18 protein-coding genes and 1 pseudogene are annotated in these 14,992 nt (G+C 68.0%); 10 read left to right on the top strand and 9 right to left on the bottom strand.

Annotation, left to right across the window (positions count from 1 at the left end; translation table 11 throughout):
• Window positions 1-40: 40 nt before the first annotated feature.
• Both D451_RS0112640 and D451_RS0112635 read right to left on the bottom strand, forming a co-directional pair.
• Complete coding sequence (locus D451_RS0112640) at window positions 41-589, bottom strand: M23 family metallopeptidase (protein WP_017534684.1); 549 nt, start codon at window positions 587-589, stop codon at window positions 41-43.
• Between the two features lie 412 nt (window positions 590-1,001).
• Window positions 1,002-1,649, bottom strand: a complete 648-nt coding sequence (locus tag D451_RS0112635) for an HNH endonuclease family protein (RefSeq protein WP_017534683.1) — start codon at window positions 1,647-1,649, stop codon at window positions 1,002-1,004.
• A 179-nt stretch (window positions 1,650-1,828) separates the two neighbouring features.
• Here D451_RS0112635 and D451_RS0112630 point away from each other — a divergent pair, with 179 nt between their 5' ends.
• On the top strand, window positions 1,829-2,302 hold the full coding sequence (locus D451_RS0112630) for a GNAT family N-acetyltransferase (protein ID WP_014909018.1): 474 nt from the start codon (window positions 1,829-1,831) through the stop codon (window positions 2,300-2,302).
• A 44-nt stretch (window positions 2,303-2,346) separates the two neighbouring features.
• Here D451_RS0112630 and D451_RS0112625 read toward each other — a convergent pair whose 3' ends face one another.
• Both D451_RS0112625 and D451_RS0112620 read right to left on the bottom strand, forming a co-directional pair.
• Window positions 2,347-3,303, bottom strand: coding sequence for a Clp protease N-terminal domain-containing protein (locus tag D451_RS0112625; RefSeq protein WP_017534681.1), 957 nt, complete (start codon window positions 3,301-3,303; stop codon window positions 2,347-2,349).
• Window positions 3,303-3,545, bottom strand: a complete 243-nt coding sequence (locus D451_RS0112620) for a hypothetical protein (RefSeq protein ID WP_014909727.1) — start codon at window positions 3,543-3,545, stop codon at window positions 3,303-3,305. The genes D451_RS0112625 and D451_RS0112620 overlap by 1 nt, the downstream gene beginning before the upstream one ends.
• Before the next feature lie 196 nt (window positions 3,546-3,741).
• Here D451_RS0112620 and D451_RS0112615 point away from each other — a divergent pair, with 196 nt between their 5' ends.
• Together D451_RS0112615 and D451_RS26465 are read left to right on the top strand one after the other, a co-directional pair.
• Window positions 3,742-4,266, top strand: a complete 525-nt coding sequence (locus tag D451_RS0112615; RefSeq protein WP_017534680.1) for a hypothetical protein — start codon at window positions 3,742-3,744, stop codon at window positions 4,264-4,266.
• Window positions 4,266-5,000, top strand: coding sequence for a DUF899 domain-containing protein (locus D451_RS26465; RefSeq protein ID WP_017534679.1), 735 nt, complete (start codon window positions 4,266-4,268; stop codon window positions 4,998-5,000). Before D451_RS0112615 ends, D451_RS26465 begins: the two co-directional genes overlap by 1 nt.
• 21 nt (window positions 5,001-5,021) lie before the next feature.
• Here D451_RS26465 and D451_RS0112605 read toward each other — a convergent pair whose 3' ends face one another.
• The gene (locus D451_RS0112605) at window positions 5,022-6,119 is read right to left on the bottom strand and encodes a bifunctional NAD(P)H-dependent oxidoreductase/GNAT family N-acetyltransferase (RefSeq protein ID WP_026125021.1); all 1,098 of its coding nucleotides are present in this window, start codon (window positions 6,117-6,119) and stop codon (window positions 5,022-5,024) included.
• 30 nt (window positions 6,120-6,149) lie between these two features.
• Here D451_RS0112605 and D451_RS0112600 point away from each other — a divergent pair, with 30 nt between their 5' ends.
• Window positions 6,150-6,650 (top strand): MarR family winged helix-turn-helix transcriptional regulator, encoded by a 501-nt coding sequence (locus D451_RS0112600; protein ID WP_026125020.1) that lies wholly within the window; start codon window positions 6,150-6,152, stop codon window positions 6,648-6,650.
• 92 nt (window positions 6,651-6,742) lie between these two features.
• On the opposite strand, the pseudogene D451_RS28935 reads toward D451_RS0112600, so the two are convergent.
• Window positions 6,743-6,811: pseudogene (locus D451_RS28935) on the bottom strand (hypothetical protein); the annotation flags it as partial.
• Window positions 6,812-7,108: 297 nt separating this feature from the next.
• On the opposite strand from D451_RS28935, the gene D451_RS0112595 reads away from it, so the two are divergent.
• From D451_RS0112595 to D451_RS0112575, 5 genes are all read left to right on the top strand, one after another.
• Complete coding sequence (locus tag D451_RS0112595; RefSeq protein WP_017534676.1) at window positions 7,109-8,044, top strand: ABC transporter ATP-binding protein; 936 nt, start codon at window positions 7,109-7,111, stop codon at window positions 8,042-8,044.
• Between the two features lie 32 nt (window positions 8,045-8,076).
• Window positions 8,077-8,886 (top strand): ABC transporter permease, encoded by an 810-nt coding sequence (locus D451_RS0112590; RefSeq protein ID WP_017534675.1) that lies wholly within the window; start codon window positions 8,077-8,079, stop codon window positions 8,884-8,886.
• A complete protein-coding gene (locus tag D451_RS0112585) occupies window positions 8,883-9,431 on the top strand; it encodes a TetR/AcrR family transcriptional regulator (RefSeq protein ID WP_017534674.1) in 549 nt (182 codons plus the stop codon). Before D451_RS0112590 ends, D451_RS0112585 begins: the two co-directional genes overlap by 4 nt.
• Window positions 9,432-9,535: 104 nt before the next feature.
• Window positions 9,536-10,324: a sulfite exporter TauE/SafE family protein gene (locus D451_RS0112580; RefSeq protein ID WP_017534673.1), complete on the top strand. Its 789-nt coding sequence runs from the start codon at window positions 9,536-9,538 to the stop codon at window positions 10,322-10,324.
• A gap of 87 nt (window positions 10,325-10,411) precedes the next feature.
• A complete protein-coding gene (locus D451_RS0112575; RefSeq protein WP_017534672.1) occupies window positions 10,412-11,374 on the top strand; it encodes a phosphotransferase family protein in 963 nt (320 codons plus the stop codon).
• Window positions 11,375-11,440: 66 nt separating this feature from the next.
• On the opposite strand, the gene D451_RS0112570 is transcribed toward D451_RS0112575, so the two are convergent.
• Together D451_RS0112570 and D451_RS0112565 are read right to left on the bottom strand one after the other, a co-directional pair.
• On the bottom strand, window positions 11,441-11,716 hold the full coding sequence (locus tag D451_RS0112570) for a hypothetical protein (protein ID WP_017534671.1): 276 nt from the start codon (window positions 11,714-11,716) through the stop codon (window positions 11,441-11,443).
• A gap of 581 nt (window positions 11,717-12,297) precedes the next feature.
• Window positions 12,298-12,633, bottom strand: a complete 336-nt coding sequence (locus D451_RS0112565; RefSeq protein WP_026125019.1) for a winged helix-turn-helix transcriptional regulator — start codon at window positions 12,631-12,633, stop codon at window positions 12,298-12,300.
• A gap of 66 nt (window positions 12,634-12,699) precedes the next feature.
• On the opposite strand from D451_RS0112565, the gene D451_RS0112560 reads away from it, so the two are divergent.
• Entirely contained in the window at window positions 12,700-13,506 is an 807-nt protein-coding gene (locus tag D451_RS0112560; protein ID WP_017534670.1) for an NAD(P)H-dependent oxidoreductase, read from the top strand.
• A gap of 416 nt (window positions 13,507-13,922) precedes the next feature.
• Here the strand turns inward: D451_RS0112560 and D451_RS0112555 are convergent, their stop codons facing one another.
• Window positions 13,923-14,966, bottom strand: a complete 1,044-nt coding sequence (locus D451_RS0112555; protein WP_017534669.1) for a zinc-dependent alcohol dehydrogenase family protein — start codon at window positions 14,964-14,966, stop codon at window positions 13,923-13,925.
• Window positions 14,967-14,992: the final 26 nt, after the last annotated feature.

Genomic DNA, 14,992 nt, shown 5'->3' with positions numbered 1-14,992 from the left:
GCCCCACCGGGGACCCGCGCCGCACGTGAACCGGGAGGGATCAGCAGCCGGTGCTGCTGGTGATGGTGGTGTTGCCGTAGTAACGGATCGCCACCCCGTTGAGCACCGCGCGGACCACGGTGCCGTTGACACGCTGCTCGTAGTGCAGGTGCGGACCGGTCGAACCACCGGTGCTGCCCACCTTGCCGATCACGGTCCCGGTGCTCACCCGGGTGCCCACCGACACCGACTGCGAGTTCAGGTGCGCGTAGAGGGTCGTGACACCACTGCCGTGGTCGACGATGATGTACTTGCCATAGCTGGTGTTACCCCGATCGGCGACCGTGGTCACGGTACCGGCCGCACTGGAGCGCACGTTCTGGTTCAACGCGTTCGAACGCTGGAAGTCCACCGACAACTGCGGGTTGTGGTTGGAACGGGTGTTGGCGTTCCAGGTCTGACCACAGTCGAAGGGTGTACGCAGGTTGATCGCGGCGACCGCCTGCTCGCTCGCCACGGCGTTCACCGGGACCAGCACGGCCGTGAACAGGGCCGCGGCCAGGAGGATGCCCAGACGCCTGAACAGGCCTCCGGAACGGGGGATCTTCATAGGGGGTCCTTTCCTCGCGGAAACGGGGGTGCGAGAACTACGCAGGCTCGATACCCACATGAACGACCACGATCACGAAAGACGCCCACTTTTCTTTTCTCCTTCGCCTTCCCGCCGATAATCGGACGAGATCCCCGAACGCGCAGGCGAACACGGTACCCCGGGAAACACCGGACCACCTGCGAGGAACCACCCTCCCGACATCGAAGCCCCCTTCTCCATTATCAAGAACGAATCACCCGAACAACCCCCTTACCCACCACCATCCGACCATTTCCGGAACAGAGAACTCCACCCTCAGGACTTCCCCCGACAGAGAACAAGAACGCGCCCGCCCGAACGACCGGAACACCCCGGACACACGAAGCGGGCCCCGACCCGAAGACCGGAGCCCGCCTCGAAGATGAGAACGTCAGGGAGCCGGCGTGGTCTCCACGACCTCGTCCGGACACTCCGCCGCCACCGCGTTGAGCGCCTCACGCTCGACCTCGTCCACCGACAGACCCCAACGGGTCTTCACCGTGGTCCACTCGGTCACATAGCGGCAGTGCGCGTCGGCCGACGGCGGCATCCACTCCGACGGATCCTTGTCGGCCTTGGACCGGTTGGAGGCGGCACTGACCGCCACCAACGCGACCGGCTCGTCCAGATCGTTGGCATAGGCCTGACGACGCTGCGTGCTCCACTCCGAAGCACCCGAATCCCAGGCCTCGGCCAACGGGACCATGTGGTCGATGTCCAACCCGCGAGCATTGTCGAAGGTGCGATCGTCGTAGTAGGAGTACCACTCACCGCCGGTCAGACGGCAACGCTCACCCTGCTCGGGGGCCACGACCGCCTCCTCCAAAAGCACCTCCGCCCGGGTGTTGCAGCCGTCGCGGTCGGCGTCGATCCAGTGCGGGAAGAGGCTTCGGTCATAGCCATCACGGGACTCCTCGGCCACCTCCAAGGCCTCGATCGTATCGGCCAGAGGGACGGGGGCGGCATAGGCGGGGGACGGGGCCAACAGAAGTGCGGCGGCGAACGGGAGAACGGCGAGGGCGGCCGAACGTCGGCTCATGCGGGGTGACCTTTCCATGGACATCACTGAAAGTGATGATCCAGGCCCCGCAGTACACGGAGCAACCCGACACCCCGACGACCGAGACCGGCCTGAAAGCCAAGGCCGACAGCGAGAAAAGGACATTCAGCGCAACAAAGATCAAGCGCCGTTCCGGCCCCGTCCGTTACCCTGAGTGGATGATCGTCCGGAACGCCACCGGCCTCGACGGACCCGCCATCAGCGATCTCATGGTCCGCGCGGCCCCGCACTTCGACACCAAGTGCTACCCGGACCAGCTACTACCACCCGGAATGACCGTCCTCGTCGCGATGGAGAACGGACGCGTGGTCGGCTGGCTCGAAGGCGTGCTCGACTGGGACTACACCGAACCCGGAGCACCCACTCCCCCACCCCACGGATACATCCTCGCGGTCGTCGTCGACCCCGAATCACGCAGACGAGGCATCGGACGCGCCCTACTGGACCTGTTCGTCGCCGAGGCCCGCGAGGCCGACGTCCGCTGGGTCTACCTGATCCCCGAAGGAGGCGAAGGGACCGCCGGACGACTGGCGTTCTTCCACGCCGCCGGCTTCACCGAACTCCCGCCCACCGACGACCCGCTACCGCCCATGGGCCGCTGGACCGACGTCGAGGCCATGGCCCACCACTAGAGGGCGACAGAGGGCGGGCACCCGCGGCCCGCCCCGGAAAACCCCTAGCCCGCGGCCACCTGGGCGATGAGCTGAGCCTGGATCCGCAGATCGTTACGGACGATCCACCGCACGAAACGATCGGCGATACGACCCCGCCAGGCACTGTGGACACCCTTGCGCAGATACAGCCTCGCGTGACCCCCGACCGGCTCGATCACGATCTCGAACACGCGGTGAGGATCCTCGTTCCCCTCAAAGGCATGACTCCAGGTGACCGCACGCCCCGGAACGGAGTGCGTGATCCACTCCCGCTCCCTCCTGCCGTCATCACGGGTCAGCTCCACCGAACCATCGTCGAGAAGCCGCGAGGAGACCGCGCCCCGATCCCACTCGCCCCGACGCTCCACCGACCCCACCAGCGCCCAGAGCCGCTCGGCCGACACCGGCACCTCCGACTCATAGACGTCGTACTTCCACCCCTTGCCCCGCGACCCCGCCGCGAGGTCGCCCTCGCCCCAAGGCGAGATCGAGCCCTCCCGATCGGCGATCGGCTCATCCAGCGCCCCACGAACCCGATCGGTGTCCACGCCCAGGCGGTCCAACAGCCGCCGGATCCGCCCGCCCTCATCGTCGATCAACGCGGCGAGCAACGCCTGATCACCACCGGCCACCGGACACTCGTCCACCAGCTCACGCAGCCGCGGCGCCAACGGCAACAGACCCGCCGTGATCACCTCCGGCCTCCCCTCCGCCGCGGCCGAAGGCACGTCGACCCCCAACAGCGCCAGATCCTCGCCCAGAAGCCCGGCGATCGCCGCACGCGCCTCGACCAGCCCCACACCGGCGTCCATGAGCAGCCGGGCCGCCGGACCACCGTTGACCAGCAACCCCAGGAACAGATGCTCGAAGCCGACATCGGGGTGGCCCGTGCGCACGGCCTCGTTGCCTCCCGCCCCCTCGATCACCGTGCGGTCGTATCCCCTGCCACGAGCGGCGGGCTCGGCGGACACGTTCGTCATCACTGACCTCTTCCAGTAGGGGCGATGTGACTCAGTCGTTTCGCGTACTTCTTGTGGACGGCCTGCCGGGTCACCCCGAGCGCGGCGGCGATGGAGGACCAGGACTCCCCCGAACGCAGCGCCTCCTCCACCTGGCGCAACTCCAGAGCGTCGACCAACGCGCGCAGCGAGGCCACGGCGCGCAGGCCGTCCATGGGCGTCGAGGTGTCCGACGCGGCCGCCGCGAGTTGAACAGCATCCATGCCGTCAACCTAGGTTGCGCACCACCGTCATGTCAACCCAGGTTGCTACAAGCGAGGGAAACATCCCCCGTTCCCATGACCACATACGGCCGAAGACCCCCACCACGTCTGATCCCACCCCACCCGGGGAATGCCCTCCACCGACCCTCCACGAAGCGACGAGCCATTCCCTCCCTTTCGAGCCACGGGAGAATCCGTGCCACCCGAAATCGCTCTCATTCGCTGGACCGAGAAGAACACCGCCTCCACCCCGGACCAGAACGACCTCGACATTCCCCACGAAGTCGACCACGCCTTATCAGAAGCCCCCGAAGAACACCCGGAACCCCTCCCAAGAACCACCCCGGAATACACGACGGAGCCCCCCTCACACCCCCGAGTCGACGACCGCCCCCTGAACGAAACCCCGGGCCTCACCCTCGACCACACCACCGAGCGGCACACCGACGACCCCCTCGCCGAACTGAGATCGCTCCACCCCCACCTGCTCACCCCGGAGCAGAAGGAACTGCTGTGGTCGGAATCGGCCACCCCGGAACCCTGCCGCCACCACCTGGGAGAACCGGCCGAACCCTGCGGCTCCACACCCAGCCGGCTCTACCAGAGGGGCCGCCGCTGCTTCACCCACGCACCGGACCCCATCGCCGCCCCCGGCACGTGGACTCCACGTTCTGTCACCGGCCCCGACCAACCTTTCCCGTCCACCCACGAGGAGGTCTGATGGAGAACACGGTCGGACATGGCGACGGAGAGTTCCCGATTCCTCGAATCGTCGACCGCGCGGAGTGGGAGGACGCCCGGCGGACGCTGTTGGACCAGGAGAAGGCCCTGACACGGATGAGCGACGCCGTCGCGGCACAGCGCCGACGCATGCCGGCCGTCGAGGTCCCCGGTGACTACGAATTCACCGGACCCGACGCAACGGTGACCCTACGAGATCTGTTCGACGGTCGACCCCAACTGATCGTCCAGCACTTCATGTTCGCCCCCGACCGGGACGCCGGATGCGACGGATGCTCCATGATGGCCGACTCCATCGGCCCTTTGTCGCACCTGAACGCGCGCCGCACCTCCTTCGCCCTGGTGTCCCGCGCACCGATCGAGCGGCTGATGGCGTTCCGATCTCGAATGGGGTGGGAACTGCCCTGGGTCTCCAGCGCCGGAACGACGTTCAACGAGGACTTCGGAGCGACGGTCGACGGCGAGGAACGCCAGGCCATCAGCGTGTTCCTGCGCCGAGGGGACCGCGTCCTCCACACCTGGTCGACGTTCGCGCGTGGGGAAGAACCGTTCATGCAGGTCTTCGGCCTCCTGGATCTGACCCCGTACGGACGGCAGGAGACCTGGGAGAACTCACCGGCCGGTTGGCCGCAGGACCGGCCCTATGAGTGGATGAGGCTCCACGACGACTACGGTGCCGCGACATCCGGGTGCGCTCACCACGCCGACCGGTGAGGTGTCCCGGATCCGCGCACGTCACCCGACCGGCGGGGCCGGTTCCGTGGGAAGGTCGCGGGTGAGCGCCTTGCCGAGGTGGACCACCCCGTCCTCCTCGGTGTCGATCACGAACCCTTCGCTCCGATAGAGGGCGATGTTGCGGGTGCTCTTGGCGCCCGTGCTCAACTCGACCCGGTCGCATTCGGCGGCCAGATCCGCCTCCGCGCGGCGCAGGAGTCGGCGTCCGATACCGACTCCGCGCATGTCCGGGGCGACGGCGAGGCGACCGATCCGCCCGGTTCGGCCCTCGTGACGGACACGGACCATGGCGATCAGGCGCCCGTCCCGCCACAGCCCCGTGGTCCTCCACTGTGACAGCCAACGAGCGACATCGTCCACGCTCTCTCGCAGCGGCGCGAGGGCGAGCGAGTCGTTGTCGAGGGCCTCATCCACCCAGCAGCAACGTTGCAGCACGGTCACCTCGCCCGCGTCGTCCGGGGTCATGACACGGGTGTGGCTTCCGGGCACCGGACCTTCGGCGTCGTCCTGTCCCAACGCCTCACGCAGGGGGCGCAGCGCCCGCGAGACGCGGACGGCCTCACGGAGCACCCCCTCGGCCGCCGCGTCGTGGCGCGGGCTCCGCCGGACCCGCCCGTCCACGATCGCGTCGTGGATACGAAGGGCGACCGTCGCACCGAGCGGAACGAGGCGCAGGGTGGTCGCGACCTCCTTGGTGTGCTGCACCGACCGGGTTCCCGCCGAGGTGTTGCCGTAACTGATGAATCCCATCGGCTTCCAGGCCCACTCCTTACCGAGATAGTCGAGGGCGTTCTTCAGGGGGGCGGGCATCCCGTAGTTGTACTCGGGTGTCACGACGATGAAGCCGTCGACCGCGTCGACCAGTTCACTCCAGCGTTTCGTATGCGGCCGGCGGTAGATCCCGCTGGAGGGGTGCTCCTCCTCATCGAGGAACGGCAGAGCGAGTTCGGCCAGGGAGAGCGGCTGCAACCGCGCTCCGAGCCGCGCCGCCAACGGCGAGACGGTGGTGGTGAACCAGTCGGCGATCGCGGGACCGAGCGAGCCGGGGCGAGTACTACAGGTGAGGACCATGACCCGGGTCGGCGAAGTCGTAAACATGTAAACGAACCTAGGGGATAGGATGTTTACATGTCAACGAAAAAGCCCGGTTCCGCCGCACCATGGCTCGACGAGCACGAGGAAAGGGCGTGGCGCGCCTTCCGCCGGATGATGATCGCCGTACGGACCGCCACCGTTCGCGACCTCGCCGAGACAGACCTCTCCGAACCGGACTACGAGGTCCTCAGCACCCTGGCCGAATGCCCCGAGGTCACGAGCACGCTTCACGAACAGGCCACGAAGATGGGCTGGTCCCGAAGCCGACTGTCCCGCCACGCCGGCCGCATGGAGACGCGAGGGCTGATCCGTCGAGCACCGGACCCCGCCGACGGACGCGGCTGCCTCCTGATCCTCACCGAGCTCGGCCGGGACACCTTGCGCTCGGCCACCCCCGTCCACCTGGAATCCGTGCGACGACACTTCGCCGACCCGCTCGATACCGACGACCTCACCGACCTGATCCGCATCGGCGACAAGATCATGTCGGCCGGAAGGCCACCGGAGAACGGAGCGGACGGCGCGCAGGGCTGACCCCACCCGTCCTTGAGCGTCTCATCGAGACGGACCGTCGACCGACCCGTACGCCGGTGGAGGCGAACCCGAGCCGGGTGGTGCCGGTTACGCCACCGGGACCAGCCGACCTCGGGCGCTCCCCGACGTTCGCCCCCATCGTGCCCAGTGCCGTCGCGGATCCACGGCGCGGGGGCCTAGGCGCCGATGGCGCCATCAGGTTTCCTCAGGCGGGACCCGATCGTCTTTCGAGGGGCTTCCCTCGCGCGAAGGTGCGCGAACCAAAGTGCGAACCTTGACAATGTAGATCATAAACGCCCATATCGGACCGGCGAACTCGGACCGAACGCCTCGCCCCACCTCGCCCGGCCTTCCCACCACCCCACCCTTCAACCAGAACCCCTCACTCGCACCCATCACCCCCACCCCTCACCTCCATCGATTTGCCTGCCTACCTATCGGTAGGTAGGTTGACGTCCATGCCTGAACACACCTCGGTCTCCGTGACCGACCTCCACAAGTCCTACGGAAAGCGCACGGTCCTCGACGGCCTCTCCCTCCAGGTCCGACGCGGGAGCCGCACCGTCGTCCTCGGACCCAATGGCGCCGGCAAGTCCACCCTGTTGGAGATCGTCTCGACGCTGCGCGCGCCGACCTCGGGAACGGTCGTGGTGGAAGGCCACGACGTCGTGACGCACACTCGCGAGGCCCGGCGTCTGATCGGTCTGGTGCCCCAGGCCAACGCCCTGGACCCGCTGGCCACGCCTCGGGAGGTACTCGACTTCCAGGGAACGGTCCTGGGCCTGGGTACCCGGACCACCGGGCGCCGCTCACACGAGCTGCTGGAACTCTTCGGCCTCGGGGAACACCGGGACAGCCGGATCTCGAGGCTGTCCGGCGGCACACGCCGCAAGGTCGACCTCGCCGTCGCCCTGGTGGACTCGCCCTCGCTGGTCGTGCTCGACGAGCCCACGACCGGCCTCGACCCGCTCGCCCGCATGGACCTGTGGAGGGAGCTCGAACGGCTGACCTCCGAAGGCGAGGTCGGCACCCTGCTGATCTCCACCCAGGACCTGCACGAGGCGGAGGTACTGGCGAGCGACATCGTCGTCCTGCGCGAGGGGACGGTGGTCGCGCACGATACGCCCGACGCGCTCAAGAACCTCGTGGGCGAACGCACCCTGACGCTGACCCTGGACTCCCCGGAGACGACCGAAGGTCTGGTCGCGACCGGCCGCGCCGGGTTCCGGACCGAGGCCGAACACCCGACCACCGTGCGCCTGGCCCTGCCCCGCGACCCCGCCGTGCTCCGCGCGGCCCTCGACGACATCGGCGCCGTCGCCGCCTCGGTCGAGGGGATACGGCTGGCCGACCCCTCGCTCGACGACGTGTTCGCGGCCCTGGCCACCGGCTGACCGCGAACGCCCTCCTTCCGAAAGGATCCGTCATGACCATGACCATCGACCCCGCCCCGACCATCGGAGCCGTACGCCGCGGCGCCGCGTTCTCCGTGACCGCGGCGGCCACACTCCGCTCCCTGCGCGCCGTCTTCCGCTCCCCCGCCCTGCTGATCAGCCCACTCGCCCAGTCGCTGTTCTTCCTGCTGGTCTACTCCGGGCAGCTGAGCAACGTCGGAAGCGCCTACCTCGGTGGCCAGACCTTCATCGCGTTCCTGCTCCCACTGATCCTGCTCACCGGCGTCGCCACCGGGGCCGGTGCCGCCGGAACCCTGGTCCTGGCCGACATCACCAGCGGCTACCTGGACCGGCTCCGCATGGCCCACGGGACGGTCACTCCCTTCCTCACCGGAACGGTGATCGCCGTCCTGGCCGCCGTCGCCGTGCAGGCCCTGTTCACGACCGGTGGGGCGATGCTCGTCGGCTATCGGCCCGCCGACTGGGGCGCGACCCTCGGGATGGTCGCGATCATGCTGGTCCTCGGTGTCGCGGTCGCCCTGTTCAGCGTCGCCCTGGCGATCCGCACCGGGTCGTCGTCGAGCACCGGTCTGGTCACGCTGACCTTCTTCGGGCTCTCGTTCTTCACCGGTGTCTTCGCCCCGGTGGAGGAGCTCTCCGGATGGATGCGGGCGATCGCCACCGTCAACCCGCTGACCTCCATCATCGACACCGCCCGACAGGTGGAGAGCGGAGGCGACCTCACCTCCGGCCCCCTGGCGGCCGCGCTGCTGATTACGCTTATCGTCGCCGGGTTCATCTCCTGTGTCCTGGCGCTGGCCCACGCACGGAGGAACCGATGAGCACCGATACCGACACTCGCGCGCAGATCATGGACGCCTTCGGCGATCAGTTCTCCGCCACCGGCTACCCGGGCATCTCCCTGCTGGGCGTGGCGCGCACGGTCGGCATCCGCAAGCCCTCGATCTACCACCACTTCCCCGGGGGCAAGGAGGACCTCTACACGGCCGTGGCGATCCGGTTCATCGAGACGACGCACGAGCGGATCACCGAGGCTCTGGCCGAGGGCGAGACCTTCGAGGATCGGCTGAAGGCGCTGGTACGGGTCAGTGTGGAGCACACGGGGGCGACGGTCTCGTTCGAGCAGCGCGTCTACGACGCCCTCGACCTGGTGAGCGACGAGACCAGGGAGCGGGTCTCCGGGCTCTACGTGGGCCAGGTCCTCGACCCGGTGGTCACCCTCTTCACCGAGGCGGTGGAGGACGGGCACGTCGAGGGGGATCCGCACTTCCTCACCAACGCGTTCCTGCACCTGGCGCGCGGCGCGAGCCTGGAGAACGCGGGCGTGACCGTCGACCTGTTCCTCAACGGGGCCCGCGCGAGGTAGGGCGGGGATCGCCGGGCGGTGTGCTCTGAGAACCACATCGCCCCCGCCCGTTTCCCGTGTCCTTTCGCCCGAAAAAACCTTACTTTCCCGATAGGTTTTACCGGGTGGACCTTCTCCTCGCCGTCCTGGCCGGCTTCACCGTCGCCGCGGTCACCACCCCGGTCGGGATCTCCGGGGCCGTGCTGCTCCTGCCCGTGCAGTTGAGCGCGCTGGGCATGCACGGCCCCGCGGTCAGCGCCACCAATCTGCTCTACAACGTGGTGGCCACCCCGTTGGGGCTGCGCCGCCTGGCCCGCTCGGCCCGTGGGCACGGCGCCGAGATGGCGGTGGCGGTGGCGGCCGCCGTGCCGTGTTCGATCGTCGGCGCGGCCGTGCGGGTGACGTGGCTGTCCGACCCCGACCTGTTCCGCGCCCTACTGGCGGTGCTCATGTTCGGGATGGGACTGCGCCTGCTCATCGTGCGCTCCCGAAAACGACCCGAACCCGCACCGAACGCCCCGGCCCGTGGACGTGGAGTGCTCGCCCTGGCCGCCGGCGGCGCCGCTCTCTTCGGCGCCGCCGTGGGCATCGGCGGCGGATCCCTCCTGGCCCCGCTGCTGGTCGGGGTGGGCGGCTGGCTCACTTCACGGGCCGCGGTGGTGGCGCTGTCCACCACCCTGACCACCTCGGTGGTGGGCCTGACCGCCTACGCGGTCTTCGACCTGGTCGGCTTCGGAGCCGCCCCGGCCGCCCCGGACTGGGGTGTGGGACTGGCGTTGGGGGTGGGCGGCATGGCGGGGTCCCTGGTGGGGATCGGTCTGAGCCGGCGCCTGGGAGAGCAGCCGCTCCGGTTCCTGTTGGGCGGGCTCATCCTCCTCACCGGGGTCTCCTATCTGGTGGGCCTGGTCCGCTGACCCCGTCGGTCCCCCCGGCATCGAGACGGTCCCCCGGACAGAAAAACCTCTCCTCTCTCACCGGGATCACCGATAGATTCTTCGCCGATGAACGACGATCCGCCCCGGCGATCCCGGGAAGCACTGAACCGTCTGGTCGCGGCCGCGGGCCTGCCCTCCGTGACCTCGGTCCGGCCGATCAACGGCGACGGGGACGGGCTGGACAACCACCTCGTCAAAGCGGAACTGACGGACGGCCGCGCGGTCGTGCTGCGCCGGAGCCGCGTCGAGTCCGCCTCCCCCGAGAGCCGAATCGGGTTCCTACGGGCCAACGGCGTCACCACACCCGAGCTGTACGCGGCCGACGGCGAGGGCGCCTCGCTCTGGGAGTTCGTGCCGGGACGCACCCTGGCGGAGGCGGTCGAGACGGGCACCGCCACCGACACGGTCTGGCGCCGCACCGGCGAGGCTCTGGCCGAGGTCCACGGCGTCGTCTTCCCGGTTCCCCTCCAAGGGCCCATCGATGTGGACGCCCTGACCTTACGACCGGTCGATCCGGTCGAGGAGCTGCACACGTCCCTTCACGAGAGCGCCGCGTGGGTCGAACGAGAACACCCCCACCTGTTGGAGGCTCTGCGTCGGGTGGAGGGCTTCGTCGCCGAACGCGCGGCCGAGATCCGGGCCGAGCGGCCCACGGTCACCCATGGGGACATCAACCTGCTCAATATCGTCGTCACCGACGACGAAGCGGTGCGGTTGATCGACTGGGACTTCCCGACGGTGCGGTACCCCCTGGCCGAGCTCGCCGCCTTCGACGAACACGCCTACCTCCATGGCTTGGAGGGTCTCCCCCGCGCCTTCTTCGAGGGCTATGGCCGTGCCGTGCCCGCGGACCTGCTGCTCGCGTACCGCGTCGTCGGCTGTCTGGGCTGGTTGTCCAGTGATGACTGGCGGGAATGGGACGAGACCCCGGATCTGCCCGGACCCGCGCGGGCCCGTCTGCGGGCGTGGCACGAACGTCTGCTCGCCTGGGCGGACCGGCTGCCCGACCTGGTGAAGGCCCTCGGGTAGAGGAACGGCACGAGAACCTCCCCCGGCCCCGTGCGTGGTGTCGGTACACGGGGATCGATGACCGGTTCAGAGCAGGCCGCAGGCCCTGCGCGCGTGGGCGCGCTGCACCCCGATGGCCTGGAGGCTCGAGGCGCATTGCCCGGGGTTCGTGGCGCTGAGTCGGCAGGCCTGCCGGACCTTCGTGCCGATGACGTACCTGCCCAGGTTTTCGAGATAGAGCATGCAGCGGCCGGTATCCATGGCCTCGGTTTCGAGGGAATGCTCGGACGCGGAGGCCGGAGTGGCCGTGAGCCCCATGGAGAGAAAACATACGGCGAGCAATGTCGCGATTTTCTTCGCCACAACATATCCTCACATTTCTCGAGTTCGAGAGTGCCGTCAGTCTGGCATGAGGAGTACACGCGGCGCGAGTGGAGTTTGTCGCCCGATCACGTTCGGTGATATTCACGGAGAAATCGGTGGCGTCCCGGGTACGCGGGGTTCCGAGAGTCACTCTCCGAAGGCGGACGACCCCGCCGGTGAGCCTCATGGGGATGACGGGGTCTTCGGCTGCCAGCGTGACCGGTGAGGTGCTCGGGGCCTGTCGGACGCCGTGTCCCTGGTCGACGGTGGTCGGTCGTCGAAGAAGCTCGAGCCCTGAATATCGAGGAGACCCTTCATACCCCCATCGCCACTCATGGTGAGCCGGTCACCGCGGCGGTGAAATTCCACCTGGAACGCCAGAGGAGTTTCGGTATCGAGGGACGTGCCATAAGCGGAATATCAGGAACCCTCGTGGGGGCGTCGTTCTCAGAGCGAAAGTCCCCACCTTCTCGGTTCCATGGCGAGAGCGACGGAAAGGGCGTCAAGGGCAGCCGCCGCACACTGTTCCTCGACGCCCTTCGCCGTGCTCGCAGCGGGTTCGGAGAGCTCCCATCGATGATCTAGCCCTTGTAACGTTCGGCGAATTCCGCACCCCAGGAATCCATGGCCTTCACGATCGGTTCGAGGCTCCGACCCGATTCGGTAAGGGAGTACTCGACCCGTGGCGGCACCTCGGGGTAGGACGTGCGTCGAACGATCCCGTCCTCTTCGAGTTCACGCAACTGACGGGTCAGGGTCTTGGTGTTCGCCAGAGGCACCAGACGCCCGAGCTCGTTGAACCGCCGGGTACCCGCGAGGAGATGCTTGACCAGGGTCAGTTTCCACGTCCCTCCGAGCACCGAAACGGCGACCTCGACGGGGCACACCTCCATGGCTCGTTCCACCGGCAATCGCATCGCGCCTCCTAGGGGACATAAATGTCCGTACTGGAAAAATGTACCCTGGATCGAGACCATGGGCCCATGAGGCAGACCACGACGAAGCCCGCGACGATCCTCTGGGTCAGCGCCCACCCCGAGCCCCTCTCCTTGAACGGCGGCCTGCGACGCGACGCCATCGCACATCTGCGCGAATCGGGGCATACGGTCCTCGAATCCGACCTGTACGCCATGGATTGGGACCCCGTCCTCCGGGCTCCGGACGGCGGGCACTCCTCTGAGGAGACAGCGCCTATGTTCCGCGTGAGCGCGGACACCCGGAACGCCTATCTCGCCAATGCCCAGCCTCCCGAGGTCGCGAGAGAACAGGAGAAGATCCGCAGGGCCGACGCGGTCGTCGTCCAATTCCCACTGTGGTGGTACGGCATGCCCGCGATTCTCAAAGGATGGTTCGATCGTGTATTCGTCAACGGTTTCGCCTTCGGCATCGATTCGGTGAGCCGACGCCGACTCCGCTTCGAACAGGGTCCGTTCGTCGGAAAGCGCGCTCTGGTCGTCACCACCCTCGGCGATCGTCCGCGTTCGATCGGTCCCCGTGGAAAATCCGGTGAACTGCGAGAACTGCTCTTCGGACTGCTCCACGGCACGTTCGCCTACACGGGGATGAGCGTTCTACCACCGTGGGCACTACCGAGCGCCGACCGCCTCTCCGACTACGAACAGGCGCGAGACGGCCTGCGGGAGCGCCTCGACCGACTGTTCATCGATGAACCGATCCCGTATCGACCGCAGTTCACCGGTGACTACACCGAGGAATGGGAGCTCGCTCCGCACGTGGACCCCGGCGAATCGGGCCTGAGGGTGCATGTCGATCGCGAAGCGGACGCCTAGCCTCGATCCACCGACGTGGCTCGAGGCGGTCCGGCACCGCGCAGAACACCACGTGCCTCGACACGACCGTTGCGGGTGGTGACAGGTGAAGGAATGGTCCGAGAACCACGCCCCAAGCCCGCTCTTCGTCCCGCCCCATCCCCACGTGCGTGGGGCTCACGACTAATGACCTGCGATAACGCAGGGCGTTATCTCCAAGAGACCTACCGACTGGTTAAGAAACCACCGGCCTCCGCGACCCATCGCGGAACCCTGCGTGGCGCCGATTCCACCTCTCGCCATGTTCTCACGAACATCAGAGCCCGTAGGAGAACCCGAGCACACCGACGCAAGGACCACTCCCCCACCCTCCACATCCCCCTGGCTCCCACCCGGCCCACCCACCGGCACGGCGAGCAGACCGGGCGAACCACACCTCAGGGCTTGATGAGGACCTTCAGGCTCTTGCGCTCGTCCATCTCCCTGTAACCGGCGGGCACTCCGTCCAGGTCTGTGGTGGTGTCGAAGACCTTCCCCGGCTCGATGGTCCCGTCGAGGATGTCGGGCAGGAGCTCCTCGATGTAGGCGCGCACCGGGGCGGGCCCGCCGGCCAGGCGGATGTTGTGCCGGAACAGGCTCGCGAAGCCGATCGGGGCCTCCTCGTACTGCGGCACACCCACCCGGCTGATCACACCGCCGGGGCGGACGACGCCCACGGCCTGTTCGTAGGCGGGCATGTGTCCAACGGCTTCGAGGACGGCGTGCGTCCCCTGCCCTCCGGTGAGTTCGCGGACGCGGGCGATGCCCTCCTCTCCGCGTTCGGCGACGACGTCGGTCGCTCCGAACTCGCGTCCCAGATCGGTCCGATCGATGTGCCGGCCCATGAGGACGATCCGCTCGGCCCCCAGCCGCTTGGCCGAGAGCACGGCCATCAGGCCCACCGCCCCGTCCCCGATCACGGTGACGTCCTGGCCGGGAAGCACGCCCGCGGCCTTGGCCGCGTGGTAGCCGGTGCCCAGCACGTCGGCCAACGTCAGCAACGAGGGGATGAGCGCCGAGTCGGGCGCGACCGGCAGCTTGACCAGGGTGCCGTCGGCCAGCGGCACTCGAACCGCCTCGGCCTGGCCGCCCTCGTTCGGAAGACCGTCCCAGAAACCGGCCTCGTGGTGGGAGCAGGATGTCTGGAGGTTCTCCCGGCAGTACTCGCACACGTTGTCGGAGATGGCGAACGGCGAGACCACCAGGTCGCCTCTCTTGAGCGTGGCCACCTCCGATCCGGCCTCCTCGACGACGCCGATCAGCTCGTGTCCCATCCGGGCGGGGCCTTCGTCGGCGGTCATGGAGTGGTAGGGGTGCAGGTCGCTCCCGCAGACGCAGGACGCGGTGATGCGGACTAGGGCGTCGGTGGGGTTCTCGATCCGGGAGTCGGGGACGCTCTCGACGCGGACGTCTCCGGCTCGGTACATGAGTGTTGCGCGCATGGTGATTTTCTCTTTCGGTGTCGTTC

It is taken from the genome of Nocardiopsis alba DSM 43377 (assembly GCF_000341225.1).
In the GTDB taxonomy this organism is placed as follows: domain Bacteria; phylum Actinomycetota; class Actinomycetes; order Streptosporangiales; family Streptosporangiaceae; genus Nocardiopsis; species Nocardiopsis alba.
The sequence above is the reverse complement of the archived record's forward strand: the minus strand, read 5'-3'. Positions and strand labels throughout refer to the sequence as shown.